At 68.9% G+C, this 23,564-nt stretch carries 25 protein-coding genes and 1 pseudogene; 9 read left to right on the top strand and 17 right to left on the bottom strand.

What is annotated here, in order from left to right; all coding sequences use genetic code 11:
• Positions 1-65: 65 nt before the first annotated feature.
• The 4 genes from JOF43_RS21580 to JOF43_RS21595 are packed head-to-tail and all read right to left on the bottom strand — an operon-like array spanning position 66 to position 3,658.
• Positions 66-878, bottom strand: a complete 813-nt coding sequence (locus JOF43_RS21580; protein WP_209905183.1) for a glycerophosphodiester phosphodiesterase family protein — start codon at positions 876-878, stop codon at positions 66-68.
• A complete protein-coding gene (locus tag JOF43_RS21585) occupies positions 850-1,746 on the bottom strand; it encodes an SURF1 family cytochrome oxidase biogenesis protein (RefSeq protein ID WP_209905184.1) in 897 nt (298 codons plus the stop codon). The genes JOF43_RS21580 and JOF43_RS21585 overlap by 29 nt, the downstream gene beginning before the upstream one ends.
• On the bottom strand, positions 1,743-2,255 hold the full coding sequence (locus tag JOF43_RS21590) for a hypothetical protein (protein ID WP_209905185.1): 513 nt from the start codon (positions 2,253-2,255) through the stop codon (positions 1,743-1,745). Before JOF43_RS21590 ends, JOF43_RS21585 begins: the two co-directional genes overlap by 4 nt.
• On the bottom strand, positions 2,252-3,658 hold the full coding sequence (locus JOF43_RS21595) for a hypothetical protein (RefSeq protein ID WP_209905448.1): 1,407 nt from the start codon (positions 3,656-3,658) through the stop codon (positions 2,252-2,254). Before JOF43_RS21595 ends, JOF43_RS21590 begins: the two co-directional genes overlap by 4 nt.
• Positions 3,659-3,810: 152 nt before the next feature.
• Between JOF43_RS21595 and fabG the strand changes: the two genes are divergently transcribed.
• Both fabG and JOF43_RS21605 read left to right on the top strand, forming a co-directional pair.
• Entirely contained in the window at positions 3,811-4,536 is a 726-nt protein-coding gene (fabG, locus tag JOF43_RS21600) for a 3-oxoacyl-ACP reductase FabG (protein WP_209905186.1), read from the top strand.
• Positions 4,537-4,589: 53 nt separating this feature from the next.
• The gene (locus JOF43_RS21605; protein WP_209905187.1) at positions 4,590-5,117 is read left to right on the top strand and encodes a SixA phosphatase family protein; all 528 of its coding nucleotides are present in this window, start codon (positions 4,590-4,592) and stop codon (positions 5,115-5,117) included.
• Positions 5,118-5,124: 7 nt separating this feature from the next.
• Here the strand turns inward: JOF43_RS21605 and serB are convergent, their stop codons facing one another.
• Together serB and glgC are read right to left on the bottom strand one after the other, a co-directional pair.
• A complete protein-coding gene (gene serB / locus JOF43_RS21610) occupies positions 5,125-5,772 on the bottom strand; it encodes a phosphoserine phosphatase SerB (protein ID WP_209905188.1) in 648 nt (215 codons plus the stop codon).
• Positions 5,769-7,010, bottom strand: coding sequence for a glucose-1-phosphate adenylyltransferase (gene glgC / locus JOF43_RS21615; RefSeq protein ID WP_209905189.1), 1,242 nt, complete (start codon positions 7,008-7,010; stop codon positions 5,769-5,771). Before glgC ends, serB begins: the two co-directional genes overlap by 4 nt.
• Positions 7,011-7,068: 58 nt before the next feature.
• Here glgC and glgA point away from each other — a divergent pair, with 58 nt between their 5' ends.
• Complete coding sequence (glgA, locus tag JOF43_RS21620) at positions 7,069-8,262, top strand: glycogen synthase (protein ID WP_209905190.1); 1,194 nt, start codon at positions 7,069-7,071, stop codon at positions 8,260-8,262.
• On the opposite strand, the gene JOF43_RS21625 is transcribed toward glgA, so the two are convergent.
• Together JOF43_RS21625 and JOF43_RS21630 are read right to left on the bottom strand one after the other, a co-directional pair.
• The gene (locus tag JOF43_RS21625; protein ID WP_209905191.1) at positions 8,263-9,048 is read right to left on the bottom strand and encodes a hypothetical protein; all 786 of its coding nucleotides are present in this window, start codon (positions 9,046-9,048) and stop codon (positions 8,263-8,265) included.
• The gene (locus tag JOF43_RS21630) at positions 9,045-10,523 is read right to left on the bottom strand and encodes an RNB domain-containing ribonuclease (protein ID WP_209905192.1); all 1,479 of its coding nucleotides are present in this window, start codon (positions 10,521-10,523) and stop codon (positions 9,045-9,047) included. Before JOF43_RS21630 ends, JOF43_RS21625 begins: the two co-directional genes overlap by 4 nt.
• An 88-nt stretch (positions 10,524-10,611) precedes the next feature.
• Here JOF43_RS21630 and JOF43_RS21635 point away from each other — a divergent pair, with 88 nt between their 5' ends.
• Both JOF43_RS21635 and JOF43_RS21640 read left to right on the top strand, forming a co-directional pair.
• Positions 10,612-11,406, top strand: a complete 795-nt coding sequence (locus JOF43_RS21635; RefSeq protein WP_209905193.1) for an ABC transporter ATP-binding protein — start codon at positions 10,612-10,614, stop codon at positions 11,404-11,406.
• A gap of 6 nt (positions 11,407-11,412) precedes the next feature.
• Positions 11,413-12,222 carry a TrmH family RNA methyltransferase gene (locus JOF43_RS21640; RefSeq protein ID WP_209905194.1) on the top strand — a complete coding sequence of 270 codons (810 nt, stop codon included), beginning with the start codon at positions 11,413-11,415 and terminating at the stop codon, positions 12,220-12,222.
• Between the two features lie 414 nt (positions 12,223-12,636).
• Here JOF43_RS21640 and JOF43_RS21645 read toward each other — a convergent pair whose 3' ends face one another.
• On the bottom strand, positions 12,637-13,053 hold the full coding sequence (locus JOF43_RS21645) for a hypothetical protein (protein ID WP_209905195.1): 417 nt from the start codon (positions 13,051-13,053) through the stop codon (positions 12,637-12,639).
• A 177-nt stretch (positions 13,054-13,230) separates the two neighbouring features.
• On the opposite strand from JOF43_RS21645, the gene JOF43_RS21650 reads away from it, so the two are divergent.
• On the top strand, positions 13,231-14,055 hold the full coding sequence (locus JOF43_RS21650) for an endonuclease/exonuclease/phosphatase family protein (protein WP_209905196.1): 825 nt from the start codon (positions 13,231-13,233) through the stop codon (positions 14,053-14,055).
• 98 nt (positions 14,056-14,153) lie between these two features.
• Here the strand turns inward: JOF43_RS21650 and JOF43_RS22820 are convergent, their stop codons facing one another.
• From JOF43_RS22820 to JOF43_RS21675, 5 genes and pseudogenes are all read right to left on the bottom strand, one after another.
• On the bottom strand, positions 14,154-14,723 hold the full coding sequence (locus JOF43_RS22820) for a CGNR zinc finger domain-containing protein (protein WP_342592256.1): 570 nt from the start codon (positions 14,721-14,723) through the stop codon (positions 14,154-14,156).
• A complete protein-coding gene (locus tag JOF43_RS21660) occupies positions 14,720-15,196 on the bottom strand; it encodes a hypothetical protein (RefSeq protein WP_209905197.1) in 477 nt (158 codons plus the stop codon). Before JOF43_RS21660 ends, JOF43_RS22820 begins: the two co-directional genes overlap by 4 nt.
• Before the next feature lie 98 nt (positions 15,197-15,294).
• On the bottom strand, positions 15,295-16,191 hold the full coding sequence (locus tag JOF43_RS21665; RefSeq protein WP_209905198.1) for an alpha/beta fold hydrolase: 897 nt from the start codon (positions 16,189-16,191) through the stop codon (positions 15,295-15,297).
• Positions 16,192-16,399: 208 nt separating this feature from the next.
• Positions 16,400-17,198, bottom strand: a pseudogene (locus tag JOF43_RS23325) (SDR family oxidoreductase).
• A gap of 37 nt (positions 17,199-17,235) precedes the next feature.
• Positions 17,236-17,835, bottom strand: a complete 600-nt coding sequence (locus JOF43_RS21675; protein WP_209905200.1) for a hypothetical protein — start codon at positions 17,833-17,835, stop codon at positions 17,236-17,238.
• A gap of 173 nt (positions 17,836-18,008) precedes the next feature.
• Here JOF43_RS21675 and JOF43_RS21680 point away from each other — a divergent pair, with 173 nt between their 5' ends.
• Positions 18,009-18,599, top strand: a complete 591-nt coding sequence (locus tag JOF43_RS21680; protein ID WP_209905201.1) for a TetR/AcrR family transcriptional regulator — start codon at positions 18,009-18,011, stop codon at positions 18,597-18,599.
• Positions 18,600-18,675: 76 nt separating this feature from the next.
• Here the strand turns inward: JOF43_RS21680 and JOF43_RS21685 are convergent, their stop codons facing one another.
• The 3 genes from JOF43_RS21685 to JOF43_RS21695 are packed head-to-tail and all read right to left on the bottom strand — an operon-like array spanning position 18,676 to position 19,916.
• Entirely contained in the window at positions 18,676-19,131 is a 456-nt protein-coding gene (locus JOF43_RS21685; RefSeq protein WP_209905202.1) for a YdeI/OmpD-associated family protein, read from the bottom strand.
• Positions 19,128-19,583, bottom strand: a complete 456-nt coding sequence (locus JOF43_RS21690; RefSeq protein WP_209905203.1) for a VOC family protein — start codon at positions 19,581-19,583, stop codon at positions 19,128-19,130. The genes JOF43_RS21685 and JOF43_RS21690 overlap by 4 nt, the downstream gene beginning before the upstream one ends.
• A gap of 3 nt (positions 19,584-19,586) precedes the next feature.
• Positions 19,587-19,916, bottom strand: a complete 330-nt coding sequence (locus JOF43_RS21695) for a PadR family transcriptional regulator (protein ID WP_209905204.1) — start codon at positions 19,914-19,916, stop codon at positions 19,587-19,589.
• Between the two features lie 318 nt (positions 19,917-20,234).
• Here JOF43_RS21695 and JOF43_RS21700 point away from each other — a divergent pair, with 318 nt between their 5' ends.
• Together JOF43_RS21700 and JOF43_RS21705 are read left to right on the top strand one after the other, a co-directional pair.
• Positions 20,235-21,044 carry an ABC transporter ATP-binding protein gene (locus JOF43_RS21700; RefSeq protein WP_209905205.1) on the top strand — a complete coding sequence of 270 codons (810 nt, stop codon included), beginning with the start codon at positions 20,235-20,237 and terminating at the stop codon, positions 21,042-21,044.
• Entirely contained in the window at positions 21,041-23,542 is a 2,502-nt protein-coding gene (locus tag JOF43_RS21705; protein ID WP_209905206.1) for an ABC transporter permease, read from the top strand. Before JOF43_RS21700 ends, JOF43_RS21705 begins: the two co-directional genes overlap by 4 nt.
• Positions 23,543-23,564 lie beyond the last annotated feature (22 nt).

Below are 23,564 nucleotides of genomic sequence, written 5' to 3' on the forward strand. Positions count from 1 at the left end.
TGCCGGGATGAAGTCTCAGGGGTGGCAACGCTCGCGGGACCGGGTTTGTTCCGGGGGCGGGGTGCTCAGGGGGCGTCGAGCAGCTCGGAGAGCAGATCGACGCGATTGGTGATGATACCATCCACGCCCGTGACCAGGAGATCCCGCATGGTCACAGGGTCGTCGACGGTCCACACGTGGACCTCGCAGCCCGCGCGATGGGCGGCGGCGATGTTCGCCTCGGTCACGATCGGGTAGCCCTGGTAGGTCCGGGGGACCTGGAGGGCGCCGTAGGGGGCGAGGAGACGTCCGATCACCGCGTCGGGCGCCTCGACGGCGCGCGCGGCCAGGAACGAGGCCATCACGGCGCGCGCGGGACTGCGCACCGGGAGGATGCCGGTGGCCGCCTGCACGGTGCGGACGGTCCGGCGGGCCACGGAGCCGTCGAAGCCGGCGATGCAGACGCGGTCCGCGCTGCGGGTGCGGGCGATCGCGGCGACGGCCGGGCCGATGGCCGAGGGCGCCTTGACGTCGATGTTGACCGGCACGTCACGGAACGCTTCGAGCACGTCCTCGAGCATCGCGAGCGGTTCGTCGCCGGCGAGGCGCACGGCCCCTGCCTCGGCGGCGGTCAGCTCGTCGATGCGGCGGGGGTCGCCCGCGATCCGCTGCAGGTCCTCGTCGTGGACGGTGAGGGCGAGCCCGTCGGCGGTGGCGCGGGTGTCGGTCTCCAGCAGGTCCGCCCCGGCGTCCACGGCGGCCTGGAAGGCGCTCAGGGTGTTCTCGGGTGCCTCGAGGGCGAGCCCTCGGTGAGCGATCCGGCGGGGCCGGGGGCCCGGCAGGAAACGTCCGGCAGGGGCTCCGCGGCGGTCAGCGGTCCCGGTGGTCGATGAGGGCATCCTCTTCCTCCTCGTCGAGGCCCCGGCGCCGGGTGGGAGCCGGCCGCCGGGGGCGATGATCGGTGTTCTCGCGCAGGGGAGTCCCTGCGTCGTCGGGGGCGTTCTCGTCGGCCTCGAGGTCCTGCAGCGTGCGACGGGTGCGGTAGATCAGCGCACCCGGGAAGAACAGCGCGAAGGCCCACCACTGCACCGCGTAGGACAAGTGCGGGCCGAGCGATCTGTCGGGTTCGGGAAGGGCGACCGGACGGGGGGATTCCGGTTCCTCCGCGGCGAGGTCCCCGTAGGCGTCGGTGATCATCTCGCCGTCACCGGCGGGCAGCAGGCCCTCGATCTGGGGCGGGTTGACCGAGTGCACCTGGCCCTCGGGGATCTCCCGATCGAGGACGGGCTCCGCCGGGCGCAGGCGGACGGTGAGGCTCAGCTCGCCCTCCGGCACGGGGGCGGGGTCGGCCGGGGCGGAGCGCTCGCTCTGGGAGTTCACCCAACCGCGGACCACGAGCAGGGTGGAGCCCTCGTCGGTGGTGAACGGGACGAGCTGCCAGAACCCGACGCTGCCCTGGAGCTGGCGGTTGCGGACGTACAGCACGCAGTCCGGGTCGGTGCAGTAGCTGCCGCGGAGCTCGACGGGTGTCCAGTCATCCGTGGCGCCGAACGAGAAGTCGGGGGAGGGGAGCACGTCCGCCAGCGGGACCGGCTCGGCCTCGTAGTGGCTCTCGATCACCGCGGCGGCGTCCCGCTTGCCCTCGAATCGCCCGAACTGCCAGAAGCCCAGGGAGACGCAGATCGCGGAGGCGAGGAGGACGAGCAGGAGGCCCACCAGGGTCTCGCGGCCGAGCAGGACGCTCAGACGGGAGGGACGTCGGCTCATCCGGCATCCGGCGCCGAGGCCACGACGCCCGGCTCGGAGGCGGGGGCGAGCACGGAGCCCGCGCTGCCGGAGAGCATGCCGGGCAGGTCCTCGATCGCGAAATCGACCAGGAGCACGAACATCACGGCGGTCGCCGCGGCGAGCAGGAAGCCTGCGACGGTCACGGAGATCGTGACCCCGAGACGCAACCTGGGGCGGTCCTTCACGGGCTTCGCGGGAGGGAACCCGTAGTCCTCGTCCTCGAGATGGTTCTGCGACCACATGCCCGGATTGAGCACCGCGACCGGGTAGGTCTCCACCCGGCGGCGCGGCCGGGCGCCGCTGGCGGGGATGTCCTCGGAATCGTGCAGCGGCGGCTCCCCGTGACCGAGCGGCTTCTCCGGCAGCCAGAGCCGCCACCCCGCCGGGACCCGCCCCCACGAGCTGTGGGGGCGGAAGTCCGCCGGCGGGACCCAGTCCTCACGTGGTGGTTCCGGCCAGTTCGGCGGGGGGTTGAACTGCGGACTCACTCAGGGATCTCCCACGAGTACACATCGACGTAGTTGTCGTACTGCAGGGTGTTGCCGGCGGAGCGCTCGAAGTCGTACAGGACCTTGAACGTGTACGTCTCACCCTTCTCGAACTGATAGTTCGTGTCGTAGTCCATGCCGGAATCGGCCAGCCCGAAAGTCTCCGAGGAGCTGTCGACCGAGCCTCCGTACGGGGTGACCACGGAGAAGTAGTAGGAGGGGAACTCCATGGTGCCCTCGGTCACCGTCATCTGCGCGGTGACGACGAGGTACTCGCCGTTCTGCGCCTTCTCGACGGTGCCGCCGTAACTGCTCGGCAGCTTCTCGGCAGGCAGCCACTGCGTGTGCACTGCCAGCGTCCCGGCACCGTTCTCCCCGATGACCTCCTTCTCCGTCGCGGAGGAGTCGATCGTGGGCAGGTCGGTGGTCGGATTCGGGGACTCGGCCTCGATCGTGGCCTCCTCCTCGGTGGCGGACTCGTCCTCGGTGGCGGTCTGCTCCTGGGTGGTGGTCTGGCCACCACCCCCGGCGGTCTCGTCACCACCGCGGAAGAGGAGGATGCCGCCGATGACGGCGACGATCAGGGCGACGATCAGGAACAGCACGATGCACCCGACCCACCAGAACCGCGCGAACACGCCCTTCTTCGGGGCTTCTCCCGCAGCGGTGGTCGCAGTCCACCCGGAGCCGGTCTCAGGGCTCTGCCCGAACCCCGGGGACGCGGGATAGTCGGAGGCGGAGCCCTGGCCGTACCCCGGTGCCGGAGAACCCTGGCCGTACCCCGGTGCCGGAGACGGCTGGCCGTACCCCGGTGCCGGAGACGGCTGGCCGTAGCCCTGGTCTCCGTGGGCGGCCGCCCCGTATCCCTGCTCCGGCTGCGATGCACCCGCACTGCCGTAGGGATCGGAGCCGCCGTAGGGACCGGACTGGACGGGCTCGGCCGACTCGTACGGCGCCTGCTGCGCCAATCCTGCCTCGAGGTCGGGTCCCTGGTACTCGGCGGTCTCGGAGGTGCTCCCCTCACCCGTCCCCGCCACGTGCGTCTCGTCCTCGTGTCCGCTGCCGGACTCCTCGGGGGCCTGTTCGATGCTCGAAGGCGGCTCTCCGCCGGCCGCGGATTCCTGCCCCGGGCCAGACACCTCATGAGCGCGCACCTCGGAGTCGTCACGGGGCGGCTGCTCCGTCGAGGACTCCTCCACAGGCTGCGCGGGACCTGTCGAGACCACTCGCGTCGCGTCGTCCTCGACGGGCTCTGCGGGCTGTGCGGGCCCGTCGGCCTCGATCCAGAAGTTCCAGCCCTCGGGGGCGGGGCCCCACGAAGGATCCGGCTGCCACCCCGGGGGCGGCGACCAGTCAGGATCCTCGATCGGCCAGTTCGGCGGAGGGTTGAAGCGGTATGACATCTGCGTAGTACCTTCCCAGGGCTGACGTTCGTGGGCGGGTCTCCCCCGAGATTCCCGACACTCTCTCGCCCCGTATCGTAGAGCACACGGATCCGACGAGGCCGCAGCCGCCGCCCGCGATCCGCCCGTCACCCCCTGACCGAGGAGCCCAGATGTCCGACGCCACCCCCGAGCCGCGCAGTGTCCTGATCACCGGAGGCAACCGCGGGATCGGCCGCTCGATCGCCGAGGAGTTCCTCCGCCGCGGCGACAAGGTGGCCGTGACCAGCCGCTCCGGCCATGGCGGACCCGAGGGGTCGCTCACCGTCGCCGCCGATGTGACCGACGGGGAGAGCCTCGAGGTCGCGATCAGGGCCGCCGAGGAGGCGCACGGTCCGATCGAGGTGCTGATCGCCAATGCCGGCATCACGGACGACCAGCTCCTGCTGCGGATGAGCGATGACGCCTTCGAGTCCGTCCTGGACACCAACCTCACCGGGACCTTCCGCACCGTGAAGCGGGTCATCAAGTCCATGATCCGCAAGAAGAAGGGCCGCATCGTCCTGATCAGCTCCGTGGTCGGGCTCTACGGCTCCCCGGGGCAGGTCAACTACGCCGCCTCGAAGTCTGGCCTGGTCGGCTTCGCCCGGGCCCTGACCCGCGAGCTCGGTTCGCGCGGGATCACGGCGAACGTCGTCGCTCCCGGCTACATCGACACCGAGATGACCCAGTCCCTGCCCGAGGACCTGCAGGCGACCTATCTGAAGGCCATCCCGGCGGGGCGCTTCGCCGACGCCGAGGAGGTCGCGCGGGTGGTGGCGTTCGTCGCCGGGGACGATGCAGCCTACATCTCCGGTGCCGTGATCCCCGTCGACGGCGGTCTGGGCATGGGACACTGACGACGATCGCGGATCGACCCGACCATTCCGAACGAAGGCGTGAACGCAGCCCCATGTCATCTTCCGACCCCGACAGTCGCCTGCTGCTGCTGATGCGTCACGGCAAGGCGGACAGCGGCTCCGGACAGCCGGATCACGAGCGTCCGCTCGCCGAGCGCGGCACGGCACAGGCGCAGCTGGTGGGGGAGTACCTCGCCTCCCAGAACGTCCACCCGGCACGGGTCCTCGTCTCGGACGCCCTGCGCACCACGCAGACCTGGGACGCGGTGGCCGCGGCGATGCCGGCCCTCGACGGCAGGGTGACCTTCCACGAGGACATCTACAGCGGCGGGGCGGCGGAGGTCCTGGCTCTGCTGCGCGAGGTCGAGGACGCCGACGCGGTGGTGATGGTGGTGGGGCACGAGCCGACGATGTCCTCCCTGACCTCCCTGCTCGCGGACGAGGACTCCGATGCGGGCTCCGTCGCCCAGACCCGTCTGGGGATGCCCACCGGCGGCATGGGCGTCCTGTCGGGTTCCCTGGCGCACTGGTCGGACCTGGACGAGGACGCGCTGAGACTGCACACCATCGTGCGCCCCTGAAGCGGTCTCAGCGGGCGGCGGCCGCCTGCAGGTGGGGCCAGGCCTCCAACAGCGACTCGCCGTCGAGGACCACGTCGGCGATCTCGCGCAGGGCCGGCTTGGCCCGGTAGGCGATGCCGGTGCCCGCGGCCCGCAGCATCTCCCGGTCGTTCGCCCCGTCGCCCATCGCGACGATCCTCGGCACCGGTACGTCGTAGGTCGCGGCGTACTCCTCGAGTGCGCGCCGCTTGGCCGCGCCGTCGATGATCGGTCCCGACACCTGGCCCGTGAACCGTCCGTCCTCGATCCCGAAGCGATTGGCGAGGACGTGATCGATGCCCGCGGAAACGGCCAGCTCGTCGATCACCTCGTGGAAGCCGCCCGAGACGAGGGCGACCACCCAGCCGTCGGCCTTCGCCCGGCGGACCAGCTCGAGCACTCCGGGCGTCGGCACGAGGACGGCGCGCACCTCGGCCAGGACGGACTCCTGGAGTCCCTCGAGCAGCGCGACCCGGGCCCGCAGCGACTGGGAGAAGTCGAGCTCGCCGCGCATCGCCGCGGTGGTGATCTCCTCGACCCGGTCCCGGACGCCGGCGTGGTCGGCGACCAGCTCGATGACCTCCTGGGCGAGGAACGTGGAATCGACGTCAGAGACCAGCAGTCCTGCTGCGCTCACGGTTCGATGACCGTGCCCTTGCCGATCACCGTGATGCCGGAGTCGGTGACGACCCAGCCGCGGGCCCGGTCGGCCTCGGCGTCCAGCCCGATCTGGGTGCGCGGCGGCACGACGACGTTCTTGTCGAGGATCGCGCGATGGATCTGGCAGTGACGGCCGATGGAGACGTCGTCCATGATCACCGAGTCCGAGATCGTCGACCACGAGTTCATCCGCACCCCGGGGGAGACCACGGAGTTCGACACCTGCGCCCCGGAGATGACCACTCCCGGGGAGATGACGGAGTCCACCGCGGTGCCCACGCGTCCCGGCCCGGCGTGCACGAACTTCGCGGGCGGTTCGTTGCGGTGGCCCGTGAAGGTCGGCCAGTCGTAGTTGTACAGGTTGAACACCGGATGGATCGCGATGAGGTCGAGATGGGCGTCGTAGAAGGCGTCCAGGGTGCCGACGTCCCGCCAGTAGTCCCGGTCGCGGTCGGTGGAGCCGGGCACGTCGTTGTGGATGAAGTCGTAGACCCCCGCGGAGTCCTGCTCGACGAAGTAGGGGACGATGTCTGCGCCCATGTCGTGCTTGCTCTCGTCGTCCTGGGCGTCGCGGGTGACGGCCTCGACGAGTGCGTCGGCCGTGAAGACGTAGTTGCCCATCGAGGCGAGGATCGAGCCGGGGTCGTCCGCGAGGCCCTCGGTCCGGGTCGGCTTCTCGACGAAGCGCGTGATGGCGCTCGGGTCCGACGGGTCGGTCTCGATCACCCCGAACTGGTCGGACTGCTCGAGGGGCTGCCGGATCGCGGCGACCGTGCAGGCCTTGCCGGAGGCGACGTGCGCGTCGACCATCTGGGAGAAGTCCATGCGGTAGACGTGATCGGCGCCGACCACGACCACGTAGTCCGGCTTCTCGTCGTAGATGAGGTTCAAGGACTGGGCGATGGCGTCGGCCGAACCGCGGTACCAGTGCTTGCCCATGCGCTGCTGCGCGGGGACGGGGGCGACGTAGTTGCCCAGCAGGGAGCTCATGCGCCAGGTCTGCGCGATGTGCTTGTCCAGCGAGTGGGACTTGTACTGCGTCAGGACCACCACCCGCAGGTAGCCGGAGTTCACGATGTTCGACAGCGCGAAGTCGATGAGGCGGTAGTTGCCGCCGAAGGGCACGGCGGGCTTCGCCCGGTCGAGGGTCAGCGGCATCAGCCGCTTCCCCTCACCGCCGGCGAGGACGATGGCGAGGACCTTGGTGGACGACATGGTGCGAGGATAGACCAGACGTGGCACCCGTCACGCCCCTGAGGAGAAGGAGTCGGTCATGCGCGTGGATCTGCTCACCAAGGAGTACCCCCCGGAGGTCTACGGAGGCGCCGGGGTGCACGTCGCCGAGCTGACCCGCGTGCTGCGCCCGCACGTCGACGTGCAGGTGCGGGCGTTCGGCGCCGCGCGGGACGAGACCGGCACCAGCTCGTACAGCACCCCGGCGGAGCTCGAGGGCACCAACGCCGCCCTCAGCACTCTGGGCACCGACCTGCTGATCGCCGCCGACTGCGCCGGGGCGGACCTGGTCCACTCCCACACCTGGTACGCGAACTTCGCCGGTCACATGGCCTCGCTGCTGCACGGCATGCCTCACGTGCTGTCAGCGCACTCGCTCGAGCCGCTGCGGCCGTGGAAGGCCGAGCAGCTGGGCGGCGGCTACCGGGTCAGCTCCTTCGCCGAGCGCTCGGCCTACGAGGGCGCGGCCGGGATCATCGCGGTCTCCGGCGGCATGCGCGAGGACATCCTGCGCGCGTATCCGCGGGTCGACCCCGCGAAGGTCCACGTGGTCCACAACGGGATCGACATCGAGCAGTGGTCACCGAACCCGGCGACGGACGCCCTGACCTCCCGCGGCATCGACCCGGAGGCGCCGACGATCGTGTTCGTCGGCCGCATCACCCGCCAGAAGGGCCTGCCGTACTTCCTGCGCGCCGTGCGCGAGCTGCCCGCCGAGTGCCAGGTCGTCCTGTGCGCCGGGGCCCCGGACACCCCGGAGATCGCGCGGGAGGTCGACTCCCTGGTGGGCGAGCTCTCGGCACAGCGGGGAACCGTCCATCTGATCACCGAGATGCTGCCGCGCCATGAGCTCACCCAGATCCTCACCTACGCCACCACCTTCGTGTGCCCGAGCGTGTACGAGCCGCTGGGGATCGTGAACCTCGAGGCGATGGCCTGCGGCACCCCGGTGGTCGGCTCTGCCACCGGCGGCATCCCCGAGGTCGTGGCGGACGGGGAGACCGGGTACCTGGTGCCGCTCGAGCAGCTCAGCGACGGCACCGGCACCCCGGTCGACCCGGACCGTTTCGTCACGGACCTCGCCGAGGCGCTGACCAGGATGGTCTCGGACCGCGAGCGGGCCCGGCGGATGGGCGAGGCCTCCCGCCGCCGTGCCGCCGAGCACTTCTCCTGGACCTCGATCGCCGAACGCACCCTCGACGTCTACCGCACGGTGCTCGCGCAGAACGCCTGATCAGTCGGTCTGGTCCGCGGTGATCCGCTCGACGACCTCGACCAGAGCACTGCGGGCGGCGTCGTGCAGCTCGTCGAGCAGACCCCGCCTGGCCAGGGCCTCGGCGAGATGGATCGTGTGTCCGTGCCCCTCGTCGATCTCGGAACGCGTCAGCAGCAGCGTGCGGGCGGCGAGCACCAGCAGATGAGCGGCGCCGGCGTCGACGTGGCGGGGGAGCGCGGTCGAGATCCAGGTGGGCGGGATCCGGGCCGGCTCGACCGGCTCGTCGGGCACGAGGTCCAGATCGATGCTGCCGTCGGCGACCCGGCGCAGCGCGCGCAGCAGCTCCTGGCGGGCGTGGCCGGAGGACGCCGCCGGCGGCACGTGCGTCCCGAGTGGAGCGGCCAGACGGGTCCAGCCCACGGCGTGCCGCGCGCCGCCGGAGGGATCGGCCGGGCTGATCACGGGGATCAGGGTGTGGTCGGCGATCCCGGCGGCGGTCACCACGATCGCCTGCTCCGCGTCCAGCGCCGCGGGCAGTGCCGCCGGCGGGCCGACGAGGCCGGCGATGCGGCCCGGCACCGGCAGCACGAGGCGCAGCTGCGCCAGCGGCAGGCGGCGCAGCGAGGTCATCCAGGTGAACAGGTCCTCGCCCTCGCCGCTGGGTGCGCTGCGGCCGACGCCGTGACTCATCTCGGAGGCGTCGTCGGGACCGAGGTCGCCGCGGAGGTAGGCCGAGGTCCACAGCATCAGCACCGCGGCCCGGGGGAGGGCGACGAGGTCGCCTCCGGCTGCGGCCTCGCTCATGCGGCCTCCTCCTGCGCGGGAACGAACAGGGCGCGGCTCCGCTCGGGATCGACCGACTCCAGCATCACCCGGACCACGTCGCCGGGGGCGGCGTCCATGGCGACCCAGGCGGTCACGGGCGGCTCGGTGAGCTGGACCTCGACCCGGGTCGGCGCTCCGCTCGCCTCCCGCCGGTCGATCACCGTCGCGCTGAAGATCTCTCCCTCCCAGGTGGCCAGGGCCGAGGTCTCCACCAGGTCGAGCGCTAGCCGTTCGAGGTTCCCGGCCCGCGCTCCGGTGGTCCGCATGGCGTCGGGGATCTCTCCGAGCGCGGCGAGCAGCTCCGGCGCGGGGCGGTGCCCGCGGGCGTGGGCGTGGCACACCAGCAGCACGAAGCGGTCCACGAGGCGGCGCAGCGGGGCCGTGGTGTGGGCATAGGGAGCGGCGACAGCGGCCTGCGCCGGGTCCGCGGGCACCTCCTCGGGGCTCGTGAACGCCGCATAGGATGCGCCGCGGAAGAGGGCGGTGGCGTGGTTGAGCAGGGCGAGGTGGGCGGGCTCGTGCCAGTCCAGGTCGCGCAGGAAGGCGCCGTAGGCCCGGTCCGCCGGCCAGGGGACGCCGAGCACGTCGGCCTGGCGGCGGAAGCGGTCGATCGCCTGGCCCCGGGCCGGGGGCAGGGTGCGGAGGATCCCGGCGCCGTGGGCGAGCATGAGCTCGGCGGCGGCCATCCCGGTCATCAGCGAGATCTGGGCGTTGGCGTCCTCGATCGGGACAGGGCGACGCCAGGTCAGGCGCACCAGGTCCCCGTCGGCCACCACCTCCTGCTCGGGCACGTTCAGGCTCGCCCCACCCCGCGCGATCTCCTGCGCCGCGCGCAGGGCGCCGATCTCCTGCAGCAGGATCATCGTCGGATGTCCCGCGCCGCGGTCGAGGTCCTCCTGCACCTGCTCGTAGGCGAGCTTCCGGATGGAGCGCACCCGGGAGCGCTCCAGGTCAACCGCGCGGACAGCGCCGTCGGGGTCGAGATCGAGCACCCAGACGAAGGCGGGCGTGATCTGCCCGGGCAGCAGCGAGGCGACCCCCTCGGAGAGCTTCTCCGGGTGCAACGGGATCCGCCGGTCGGGGAGGTAGACGGTCTCGCCGCGTCGTCGCGCCTCCCGGTCCAGCGCACCGTCGAGGCCCACGAACCAGGGGACGTCGGCGATGGCGTACAGCACGCGGTAACCGTCCTGGGTCCGCTCGAGGTGCATGGCCTGATCGAGGTCCGTGGAGGTCGCCGGATCGAGGGTCACGAAGGGGACCGCGGTGCGATCCGTGCGATCGTCGGCGGCGAGCTCGCAGGCGGCGGCCCGCTCGGCCTCGGCGAGTGCCTCGGCGGGGAACTCGAGGGGAACGTCCTGGGCGTCCTCGGCCAGCAGGGCGTCGATGCCCTCCCGGATCACGTCGGCCGCGACGGACCCTCGCGGGGCGTGCAGGGACACGGGACGGTGCGGCACGGGACCTCCTCAGCGGCGGTTCGGAGCCTGTTCAGTCTAGGGCGGGAGGTCGTCACGAGGGGGCGCCCGGGAACGATAGGCTCAGGCCATGTCCGTCGCAGCAGCCTCCCTGACCGATGTCGTCGTCCGCCGCAGCGGGCACAGCATTCTCGATGCCGTCTCCCTGGAGATCGCCGAGGGCGAGCGCTGGGCGATCCTGGGCCCCAACGGTGCCGGGAAGTCGACGCTGGTGCGGCTGCTGGCCGCCCGCATGCATCCCACCAGCGGGACCGTCGACCTCATCGGTGAACAGCTCGGCAAGGTCGACATCTTCGAGCTGCGGCCCATGATCGGTCTGGCCAGCCAGGAACTGGCCGAGACCATCCCGGTCGAGGAGACTGCGGAGAACGTGGTGGTCACCGCCGGCTACGGCGTGGTGGGCCGCTGGCGCGAGGAGTACGACGAGCTCGACCTCGACCGCGCGCGCACCCTGCTGGCAGCCTTCGGGGTCGGCGACCTCGCCACCCGCAGGTTCGCCACCCTCTCCACGGGGGAGCGCAAGCGGGTCCTCGCCGCCCGCGCACTCATGACCGATCCTGAGCTGCTGCTGCTCGACGAGCCCGCCGCCGGCCTGGACCTGGGAGGACGCGAGTCGCTCGTGCGCACCCTGGGCCGGCTGGCGAAGGATCCCGCGACCCCGGTCACCGTGCTGGTCACCCACCACGTCGAGGAGATTCCGCCGGGCTACACGCACGTCGCCCTGCTGCGCGAGGGCGGGGTCGTCGCCGCCGGTCCGATCGAGGAGACGCTCACCTCGCAGAACCTCACGGCCACCTTCGGGCTGCCGCTGGTCGTCGAGCAGCGCGGCGAGCGGTACACCGCACGTTCCCTCTCGCTGAACTGAGCGGCCGTGGAGCTCCCGCAGCTGCGTCGGATCACCGACCTCGCGGACCCCGCGCTCGACGACTACCTGCGCATGACCGATGTACGGCTGCGCGCCCGGGTCGAGGTCGAGCGGGGGCTGTTCATGGCCGAGAGCTACGAGGTCATCTCCCGGGCGCTCGAGGCCGGGATGGCCCCGCGCTCCTTCCTCATGAGCGAGAAGTGGCTGGAGAAGTTCGCGCCTCTGTACGCGCGCTTCCCCGACGTCCCCGTATTCGTCGGGGAGGAGCCGCTCATCGAGCAGCTCACCGGCTTCCACCTCCATCGCGGGGCCCTCGCCGCCATGCAGCGCCCGGAGCTGCCCCGGGTCTCGGACCTCCTGCAGGGCGCCCGGACGGTGGCGGTCCTCGAGGACATCGTGGACCACACCAATGTTGGTGCTCTAATTCGTAGTGCCGCGGCGATGGGCGTCGATGCAGTTCTCGTCACCCCTCGCTGCGCGGACCCTCTGTACCGGCGTTCGATCCGAGTCTCGATGGGCACGGTCTTCCAGCTCCCCTGGACGAGAATCGAGTCCTGGCCGGAGAGCATCGGCACACTCCAGGACTCGGGGTTCATCGTCGCGGGCATGACGCTGGGCGAGGGAGCGATCACTTTGGACGAACTGGCCGCAGAAGACCATGAGAAGCTCGCTCTCGTCTTCGGGTCCGAGGGGCATGGATTGACTCCGGCTGCAGACCGTCGGCTCGACAGCAGGGTGACGATCCCGGTGATGGGCGGAGTGGATTCGTTGAACGTCGCTGCGGCGGCGGCGGTGGCGTTCTACGCGACGAGGTGAGCGTCGAGTTCGACGCCCCACGTCGCTGCCACTCCTCGTCGGGCGGTTGAACACGCACCGGTTCCGTCGCCCACGCCGGCCACTCATTCATGAGCCCATCGTCCCATCACCGATCTGTGTCCGGTCATGAATCGGCGCGCCAGGTCGCCTGTGTCTGCCGCGGCAGTCCGACAATCCGCGCTCTACGGCGGCCGCTCAGTCCTGTGATCGCGCGTTCCACGATTGACCGCAGGACGTCGGCTACCGCTGCGAAGGTTCGTGGATGCACAGGAAGGCCGCTGCGATGCTCCCGGCCCCGTCGCATCCAGCCCGGTGCGCCAGCGGGACGACGTGGCGTCTCCACCAGGCAGCAGCAACCGCAGGGTCGAGGACACCCTCGTCCTCGGCAACGGCGGTGTCGTTGTGCTGGGCACTTCATCGGCGCGCGGCAGCCTTGACCTGCAGATCCGTCTGCGTCAGGCACGCGCAGGCAAAGGCGACCGTGCAAACAGAGCAGATCACGGCTTCGACGGCGAGCTGGCCCCGGACTCGTGCGATCGAGAGGCGGTGATGTCCGTCGTCGACGAAATGCAGCTCGCCGACCCGGACCAGCGACACCGGGGACAAACTGGCCGTGCCGATACGAGCGAGGCGTCCTCGTCGGTCCCGCAGAGCAGGGTTGAGGGGCCGGAACAGCCGGTCGAAGTCTTCTCCGCGCGCCAGGGCCACCACTTTGACCACCACGAGCTCGGCCCACGCGTCTCGTTTCCGTGCGTCCGTCCCATATCCCCCGGTCCGAACAGAGAGGAAGTCTCTGACTTCGCGCGCAACTTGTTCCGGGGCGTCTTCCATGACGAAGTGGCAGGCCTGCGGCACGACGACGAGGTCAGCCGCGGGAATGTCATTGCTGAGCCGTTGCGGGTAGCCACATACTGCCAGCGGTCCCGATCGGCCTACAGAATGCGGACAGGCACGGTGAACCGACCGTTCGCGCTTGGTCCCCAGTCGCCGGGCGGAGACAATGGGAGCATGAGGATTGCGACTCTGAACACTTGGGGACCCCGAGGGGCATGGTCCAAGCGATTAGAGGCAATGCGGGCCGAGTTCGCACGGATTGATGCCGACATCATCACCTTGCAAGAGACGGTGTTGACCGCCGAGTTCGACCAGGCCGCATTGATGCTCGGTAGCGGATATCGACTTGCCCAGCAAACGGTCCGCGAGTCCGGCGACCGGGGCGTTCCAGCTGGCCAGGGCATTACGACCGCGAGCAGTTGGCCGCTCGGCGAGGTCGTCGAGGTGGATCTCAACGTCACCGAACGCACCGCGGACTTCGCCTGTGCCTGTCTGATCACGGAGGTCCTTGCCCCCGAGCCTCTCGGCAGAATCTGGGTGGCCAACCACTTCCCGGACTACCAACTGGACCACGAGCGCGAGCGACTCCTGCAGGCCCACACCGTCGCAAGAGCCCTCGAACAACTCATCATCGACAAGCCCGGCCACGTCATCGTCGCCGGCGACATGGACGCCGACCCGTCGTCCGACAGCCTGCGCTTCTGGACGGGGCGGCACGTCATCGGCGAGACCAGTGTCTGCTACCGCAGCGCCACCGAAGCCACACGCGGCGGTGAGGTAATTGAGACCTACACGACCGCGAATCCGTTCCAGGTCGACCAAGACTGGCCCTTCCGCAGTATCGACCATGTACTCGTTCGTTGTGGACACAGCGGCCCTTCCCTGATCGCACGATCCTGCCGACGCGCCTTTGACGCAGGCCCTACGACCGTCAGCGATCACTATGACTTCGTGGTCGACTACGACATCGCCGCAGATACCGAGGGGATAGAACATTGAGCGACGCCAGGATGGAATGGACCCGCTCACGGATCTACCGAAGCGATAACTTGTGTGGCCAGCTGACCTGAGCGCTGGCGTAGCGCGCCCGCGCTCAGTTAGGGGTGGGCGGCGCGGAAGCGTTCTGCCTTGGCCTGGTTGCCGCAGGTCTTCATGCTGCACCAGCGGCGACGGCGGCCGCGCGAGTTGTCGAGGAAGAACCAGCCACACCGATCGCAGGCGTGCACGCCTCGCGAGGGCGGGCTGAGCACGAGCCTGATGGCGCGTAGCGCCAGGATGGCGAACACCCCCTCCGAGGCCAGTGTCGTCATAGAGCCGTCGGGGTTCACGGTGATACCGGCGATGCCGCGGCGGGCGGTCGCCAGCAGGCTGCTCAAGGCGTCTGCGGGGATCGTGCGGCCGTCGCTGTGCGCGTCGAAGACCGTCCAGAAGAGCCCACGCAATGCGCGAGCCTCGTCGAGCGCGGCGTCGGGATCAGCGAAACGGCCATACGGTTGGTCGGTCGCAGGCAGCAGATGCGTCCGGTCGAGCCACGTGGTGAGTGCGACGGCGTTGGTAAACAGGTCGGCACCGAGTTCGGGTGTACGGCGGTAGACGGTGTTGGCGAAGTCCAGTGCGAGATCCCCGGCGATGAAATGGTCCTCGACCCATTCGGTGGTGGCGGTCACGGGAGGTGATACCTCAGGACGGGCCGGTCGCGCTTGGGTCGGGCGACCTTCGTGAGCCCCGCGGCGGTGAACGCGCTGTCGATGCCCGTCATCGCCGTGTCTGGCCCGGCTTTGCGTCCGTGGGAAGGTTCGACCGGGTAGGCCTCGACCGTGCGTGTCCGGGAGGTCTCGGCGAGGTGGTCACAGACGGCGGTGATCCACGCGGGCAGCAGTCCTTCGCTGCGGTGGCTTTTCTTGATGAGCAGGCAGGTCAGTGAGATGACCGGCTCGTCGTCGACCGGTTGCAGCAGGGTTGAGCGCTGCATGCGGGGGAAGTCCGAGCGATCTCCGAAGGCGCACCACGCCACCGGCTCGGTATCGAGATACCCCACGACTCCGGGTGATCTATCGCCTTCTGCGAGTGCGCGCATGGCGGCCTTGTTGCCCTCGCCCTTGTTATCCACCCACTCAGTGATGCACAGCCGCCAGTGCATGCACCAGCAACCGCGGGCACCGCCGCGTGCACCCATGACGGTCTCGAAGTCCTCCCAGGTGTCCCGGGTCAGCGGTCTCACTGTCAGTTCTGCTGTGCTCACGATCGCACCCCTGCGCGGTCGAAGGCGTCACGGGTGAAGGTCACGAGCAGGTCGGCGACCTCGGCGGCGTGGGTCTCGAGCAGGAAGTGCCCGGCGTCGTAGATGTGGGCCTCGAAGGTGGTGAGTGCGTGGTGGTAGGCGAGGACTTCGGCGATGTCGAAGGCCGGGTCGTGGCGGCCCCAGAGCACCATGCACGGTGGCTGATGCTCGGCGTGGTAGTCGGCGATCTCGGCGAAGCGGGCGACGTGGGTGCGGAAGTCGTAGAAGAATTGGAAGTACACCTCGGTGTTGCCCGGCCGCGACAGGCGCTGCCAGTCCAGATGCCACGACTCCGGCGGATGCAACTTTGCTACCTCATCGGGCACCCCTGCGAGGTAGGTGTCGCGGGTGCCCTCGAAGGTCAGCCAGTCCGGCAGCGCGGCCCGGTTCTCCTCGGTCGGTTCGGCCCAGTACCGCCGAGCGGAGTCCCACACCTGGCCCAGGCCGGCTTCGTGTGCGTTGCCGTTCTGCACCACCAGGCCCAGCACTTGTTCCGAGTGACGGGTGGCCATGAAGTAGCCCACCGGTGTGCTGTAGTCCGTCACGAACAACACGTACTGGGTCACACCGAGGTCATCGAGCAGTGCCTCGATCACGCGCGAGAGGTGCTCGTAGGTGTACTCGTAGTCCTCGACCGTTGGTGCGTCGGAGAATCCGAAGCCAGGGATGTCCGGGGCGACCACGTAGGCGTGCTCGCCCAAGGTAGGGAGCACCTCGCGGAAGGAGTAGGACGAGCTGGGGGCTCCGTGCAGCAGCACGACCGCGGTCGATGACGGCACACCGCTCTCGCGGTAGTGCACCTGCAGTCGACCGACTTCGCGATGGCGGTGCCGGGTCTTGGCCGAGTGCAGCATGATGCTCCCTTCGCGACGAGGACGATCCTCGTCTCCGAGTAACCGTAAAGGACAAATTAAACGGTTACAAGAGGTAAGTCGGCGGCGTGGACTGAGTGACGCGGCCCGACAGTCACTTGGATCGAATCAGAATCGGCCGTGTGACCAGTGCGCTGTCACAGATCGGACAGCGTGGAGACCTCTGCTCTTCCTGTCGCTCGCGACGAACTCAGCGCTTGCTCAGCCCGCCGTCGACGAAGTAGCGGGAGCCGGTGACGTAGGCGGCATCATCGCCGAGCAGGAACAACGCGACGGCTGCGGCTTCGTCGGGCGTACCTGCACGGCTGAGCGGGACGCGGCCGATGACGTCGCGGTTGAACGTCTCGCGGGTGTCGTCGTCCATGAAGCGTCGGAAGTCGGTGTCGACGTTGCCGGGCACGAGCACATTGACCCGGATGTTTCTCGGTGCCAGTGCCGTGGCCCAGCCGCGGGCTGCGGACTCAATCGCGCCCTTGGTGGCGGCGTAGACGGTGGCAACCGGCGAGCCTTCGACCGAACCGGTCGAGGAGGTGATCACGATCGACGCGCCGTCGTTGAGATGTTGTGTCAGCGCGGCGAGTTGTAGGAAGGCGGCGCGGACGTTGACGGCCATCATGCGGTCGAAGAAGTCGACCGTGACCTCTTCCACGGGGGGCGATGTCGGTGTAGCCGGCGTTGAGCCAGAGCCCGTCCAGTCCGGCTCCGGCTTCGGCGACGTGGGTGGCCAGGGCGTTACCTGTGTCTGGCTCAGCGGCGTCGTTGTGCCATGCCAGCACGCCAGGCATGGCGGATCGAGCGGCTTCCAGTCGGTCGGCGTTGGTGCCGGTGACCATCACCTGTGCGCCCTCGTCAACCAGCCGCCGGGCACCGGCTAGCCCGATCCCGTTCGTCCCGCCGGTGATGAGCACACGTTTGCCACTGAACTTCGCCATGATCCAAGTCTCCCACACGAACATCTGACGGAGTCGGTTCCTCATCGATACCGCCATTGGCAAGGTTTCGATCGGGATTCTGCAGCCGAGACGATTATGGGCTGAGGCGGTCCTCGGTGAGATCACTTGGTTCTGGGTGACGGGTTCTCATCAGGGTGATGCCGACTGCGACACCCCACACCCATAGGAGGGGGAGTGCGACGGCCCACATGAAGAGTTCCGGGATGACCGTTGAGCCGAGCGACCAGGTGATGCCGGCGAGGAAGGTCGCCGTCCCGGTCGCGGCGGCGATGACCGCAGCCCAGCGGGGGGCCGGTCCCCGCCTGGAGCAGTGCGCGATGCCGAACAGGGCGAAGGGGAGGCCGTAGACCAGGAGGGGCAGGACGTTGAACAGGGGTGTGCGGATCGCGACTTGGACGGCGTCACCGACGGCGACGAGCGTGGCCTGCTGTGTCGGATCTGCTGTCTCCCACTGCGCTGCGAGCCCGGGAATCGCGATCGCGTCGATCAGGAACAGCGAAGCCGAAGCTGCGATGCCGACGGCGAAGGTCATGGTTGCGAATCGGCCGAGCCAGCCGCCGCCAGGGTGTGCCTTCTCCATCGCGGCGAAAGTGGCGAGCCACCCGAGCAGCCCGAGGAGCATGAATAGGTTCGCCGGTGCCCAGGCGGGTGTCGAGAGGACGTGCTCATACACCGTCTCCGATGCGGATGGATCGGTTCCGGCGGTGAGCGTGCCGTGAAGGATGCCCGTGACCGCGCTCAGCACGGTCGCGATAAAGGTGATTACGCCAGCGGTGCGTAGTCTGGGAGAGGCGCTATCGGGCGCGGTGGATGACATATGTAAGACCCCCTGTAGGATGTGAATGAATGTTTACTCACGGTAGCACGGAGACTTCGGCCACGCGTCAGCGTGTGATTGAGGCGGCGCGCACGGTCATGGCCGAGCGCGGGATCGCGCGGGTGCGGATTGACGCGGTCGCGCAGGAGGCGGGCCTGTCTGCGGGCGCTCTCTACCGGCACTTTTCCGGCAGGGAGGACCTGCTGCTGGCGGTGATTCTCGACAGTGCGCCGGGCAACGAGCTTCCCGACATGGATGCCGGCACCGAGCCCCGCGGGCTGCTGACGAGGCTGGTGAGCGAGGTCTACGCGCATGAGGAGCGCATGGCTTCGATCACTGTCACACTCTTGGCCGATGAATCGTTGAGTGCCCGGTTTCGTGAGTTGCTTGCTCAAGCGCCGGGTGGTCCCGATGAGTATCCCAAGGGGCTCGCCAGGTCACTTGACGCATTGCAGCAACGCGCGGGCATCCCGCCGGAGAAGGACACGCTGACCTGCGCGATGAATGTTCAGGCCCGTTGTTTCCACCACGCGACGCTCGAACGCCTGCACGGGCCGAGTACGCTGCGAGGCATGCACACCGACCTCGTCGATCAACTCGTCGCCGACCTGATCCAGTAAGGAAGCTGGCCGCAACCCCTTTTTCCGGTCAAGGGTTGCCTTGGCCAGTACAGCACGCAGCAGGATCATCCCTCGGTTAGGTATTGGCTTCGTCGGTCAGCTCATCGATGATCGTGGCGATGCGCCGCTGACGGGTCTCGGGCCGCTTGGCGGTGGCGACCCCGTCGGCGCGTTTGCGACGTTTGCTGTACGAGAGTCCGTCGAACGCCGAACGCGCGCCAGCGTGAGCCTCGAGCGCTGCTGCAAGGTCGTCGGGAACCTCGACTCGGCGTTCGGCGGTGTCGTGCTCGAGCGTGACCTCCACGGTGTCGCCCGCCTGGACACCAGCCGCTTCACGGTTCTGCGCGTTCAGCGGCAACATGTATATGCCTGAGTACACGGCGACGGTGCTGCGGTAAGTGTGGCCGTTGATGGTCACCAGTATTTTCGGCTTCTTCCCCTCGCCCATCGCTGCGACGGCGTCGGCGGGAACGCAGAAGCCGGTGGCGGTCTTGCCGCCGAGTTCGATCTGGGTGGTGAATGTCTGGCTCATCCGAGGTGTCCTCTGCTCCACTCATCGGCGCGTTCCTCGTGCTCGGCCAGCGAGAGGTCCTCCTGGCGGGTGCCCATCGACCACTGGTGGCCGGCCGGGTCTTTGATCTGCGCGTAGCGGTCGCCCCAGAACGTGTCCTCCGGCGGTTCGAGCGACTCCGCACCGGCCTCGATGCAGCGCTGGTAGGCGGCATCGACGTCGGCCACGTACAGGTGCAGGGTGACCGGGCTGCCGCCGAGGGCTGTCGGGGTCTGGCCGTCGTCGCTGAAATCGTCGTGCAGCAGCAGTCTGCCGCCATTGATGAGCAGCTCGCAGTGGAACACCCGACCGTCATCACTGGCGTTGCGGATCAGCTCGTCGGCCCCGAAGGCCGCCTTGTAGAACTCGACGGCCTCATCGGTCGAGGGCACGGTCAGGTGGGGTGTGATGCCCGCGTATTCGTTGGTGTCCATCGTTTACTCCTTCGGTCTCGCTTCGTCGAGCAGCCGGACGGCCTGCTCGGATGTCACCAGTGCATGCAGATGGCGCAGTTCCTTAGCCGCTGCGGCCTTGCCCGCTTCGGTGATCGCGTATCTGCGCCGTCTCTCGGCGCGTCGGTCGGCTCTTTCGGCAGCCGGATCGGCATCGACCTCGACGATGAGCTCCTCGACGCGCAGCCGCTGCAAGGTCCGGTACAACGTGCCCGGGCCCAGGCTGACACCCCCTGCTGTCAGCGCCTCGACATGGTCGATCAGAGCGTAGCCGTGCTGCTCGCCGTCGCTGAGCGCGACCAGCAGCGTGAGCATCGCCGGAGTCATGACCACCTACTATCCACACTGGATGATATCCATTATGGATAATACCTGCTCGACCGTGAGTAAGCCAGGGCATGACTCGTGTCCTCGCGTAGGCAGTGTGTGGCGTTTACTGACCGGGGAGGCCAGAACCACTCCGACGCCGCCGCTGCCGCGATTCATCGGATCCGTTCCCCGTCGGCAATCGTTGGCCTGATCGGTTGTGATGCCGTGGCCTCGGCCGATCGGGGGAGAGGCGGACATATTTTCGGACCGATCGGCCGAGGCGCTGGGTGCCTGGTCTTAGGCAGAGTGGTTGTTGTTCTGATCATGACATCACGGGCACCTGCAGGTGCTGGGGAGGAATTCACATTGCCGGTGACAGCACCTGAGAACACTCGCGACCGGGGCACGCGGGCGGCCATCGCTGCTCGCGATCTCGTCAAAACCTATGACGGCGGCGGCACCTCGGTCACGGCCTTAGATCGTGTCTCGGCCACGTTCGCGACCGGCACGTTCACCGCGATCATGGGCCCGTCCGGGTCGGGCAAGTCGACGTTGATGCATTGCCTGGCCGGTCTCGACGCGGTCACGTCGGGGTCGGTCATCATCGGAGACACCGAGCTTGTCGGCCTGGCCGATAAGCAGGTCACCTTACTGCGCCGGCAACGAGTGGGATTCGTGTTCCAGGCGTTTAATCTCTTGCCCACGCTGACGGCGGAGCAAAACATTCAGCTTCCCCTCGATATCGCCGGCAGGCGTGATCCCGATCCGGCCTGGCGGGACCGCGTGATTGACGCACTTGGCCTGCGAGAGCGCCTCGGGCACCGACCGAGCCAGCTATCGGGCGGACAGCAGCAGCGGGTCGCCTGCGCGCGGGCGCTGGTGACCCGGCCCGACGTGGTCTTCGCCGATGAACCGACCGGCAACCTCGACTCCCGTGCCGGCGCGGAGGTGTTGTCGCTGTTGCGCATGGCCGTCCAGGAGCTCGGCCAGACGGTGGTGATGGTCACCCATGATGCGGCGGCGGCCAGTTATGCCGAACGGGTGGTGTTCTTGCGCGACGGTCGCCTGGCCGGTGAGCTGACCGATCCCACTGCCGAGTCCATCCTGGACACGCTCAAGACGCTTGAGGGATGAAGACTGTGCTCAAGACAACATTCGCGAACCTGCGCGCTCACCGCTCACGCCTGCTCTTGTCATCACTGGCCATCGTGTTGGCCACGGCCTTCGTGGCCGGAACGTTCATGTTCACCGGCGCGATGCGCTCAGCACTGTCAGACACGTTTTCCCAGGACCTGGGGTCCGCCGACGTCGTGGTCACCGCCCCCGACGAGGGCGAGATCAGCGACGAGGTAGCCGCCGACGTGGCCCAGACCCCGGGAGTGGGCGAGGCGCACCACCGGGTGGCCCGCTATCAGCCGGGGGCGTTGTATCTGCCCAGCGGCCCGGTGTCCTCGGCCACGATCGTCAGTGTTGCCTCAACCCCGGAGCTGGGATGGCCGCAGATCATCGAGGGCCAACTGCCCAACGAGCCGGGGGAGACTGTTCTCGACCAGGTCACCGCGCAGCGCAGCGGGCTCGGTGTCGGTGACACCGTGGCCGTGGGGCTGGATGGCACCGATTCCAGTGCCCAGGAGCGGCAGACGCTGCGCATCGTCGGCCTCGTCGATCCAGGTGACGGTCCGCAGTATGCCGACTCGTCGTTTCTCGGGATGACCACCGCCCAGGTCCAGGCCATCACCGACGATCGCGGGTCGGCCATGATCCTGGCCACCGGTGACGACTCGGCGTCCGCCCAGCGGTTGGCCGGCCACGTCGGGTCGGCCGTTGGTCCCGACTACGAGGTGGTCACCGCCGAGAAGTACGCCAGTGGGCAGGTCTCGTCCGGGGGCACGGCGAGTGTGACGATGGTGCTGCTGGCCTTTGCGGGCATCGCCCTGTTCGTGGCGGCTATCGTGATCGCCAACACGTTTTCCATTCTCGTCGCCCAGCGCACCCGGGAGATGGCGCTGTTGCGCTGTGTCGGGGCCACACGTCGGCAGGTGTTCGTCTCCGTGCTCGCCGAGTCGGCGATGGTGGGCCTGGCCGGGTCGCTGGCCGGAGTGGCTCTCGGTTACGGTCTGACGTCGCTCGTGGGCACGGTCTTGAGTGCAGCACTGACCACGTTCCCGTTCGGAACGGTCACATTGTCGGTCCCGGCCGTTGTCGTGCCACTGGTCGTCGGAGTGACGGTCACGGTCGCCGCCGCCGTGCTGCCTGCTCGCGCGGCCACCCGGATCCCGCCGGTAGCGGCCCTGCGCGACCAAGCAGGGCACGCACCAAGGACCGGACGGGTCCGCATCGGCATCGCGACTGTATTAGTGATCGCCGGGGCCTCAGCGTTGGCCGTGGGCGGTCTCGTGATGTCGTCGACGCAGGGATTCGCGGTCGTCTTCGCCGGTTGCGCGGCAGCGTTTATCGGTGTCTTGCTGGCCGCGCCGGTCCTGGTGCCGCCGCTGGCGCGTCTCATCGGTGCCGTCTTCGCCCGACTGCTGGGCACACCTGGGCGGTTGGCCGCGCTCAACGCCGTGCGCAACCCTCGCCGGGCGGCGGCGACGACGGCGGCGCTGATGGTCGGAGTGACGTTGATCAGCGTGCTCAGCGTCGGCGCGGCCTCGACCCGGGCGACGGTCAACGCGCAGCTCGATGAGACGTTCCCGGTCGACTACATGGTCCGCGCCGAATCCGGAATACCGGCCGAGGTGGTCGCCGAAGTCCGCGACCTCCCCAGCTTGTCCGAGACCACAGTCGTCCACTCAACGACCACCAAGGTGCAGGGACACGAGATCGGCATCACCGGCTACCACCCACAACAGCTGGCCGCAGTGACGTCACAGCTGCCGGACATCGCCGACCTGAGGCCGGGAGAGGTGGTGCTGTACTCCTCGCTGGCCGACCAGCTCGGACTCGAAGCGGGCGACTCGCTGGAGTTGACCGGCAGCAACGCAGACACCGCGACGTTGACGGTCAGCGCCATCCTGGGCCACAAGGCAGCCCCCGAGGCCGCGTTCGTGACCCAGCGAGACCTCGCGCGCCTGTTCCCGGATGCGCCGCTGGTGGGGGTCTTCGCCGAAGCCGCGCCGGACGCCGAGCCGGCTCAGGTCAGCGCTGCCCTCGATGAGGTTGCGGCCGGGCACGATGTCACTGTCAGCGGTACTGCTGAGACCCGGGCGACGTACACCAGGACCCTGGACTCCGTGCTGGGGGTCACGACTGCGATGCTGGCGGTGGCGATGGTCATTGCCGTGCTCGGAATCGCCAACACCCTGACGCTGTCGGTGATCGAACGCACCCGTGAGTCCGGGCTGCTGCGCGCCCTGGGACTGACCCGCGGGCAACTGCGCGCAGCGCTAGCCGCCGAGGCAGCCCTGCTGGCGCTGATCGGTACGCTGCTCGGCGCGATCCTGGGCATCGTCTTCGGCTGGGCAGCGATTTCCTCGATGCTCGGCTCCTCCTTCGAGGTTGTCCTCGCCGTGCCCTGGCTGCGCCTGGCCGGGCTCACGGCCGCGGCGGTGGCGGCGGCACTCTTGGCTGCGGTACTCCCGGCACGCCGCGCCGCCCGCACCTCCGTCGTGGCCGCACTGGCCGACGAATGATGCCCGGACAGGTAAATTGGAT

This window comes from Brachybacterium sacelli, assembly GCF_017876545.1.
Lineage (GTDB): Bacteria > Actinomycetota > Actinomycetes > Actinomycetales > Dermabacteraceae > Brachybacterium > Brachybacterium sacelli.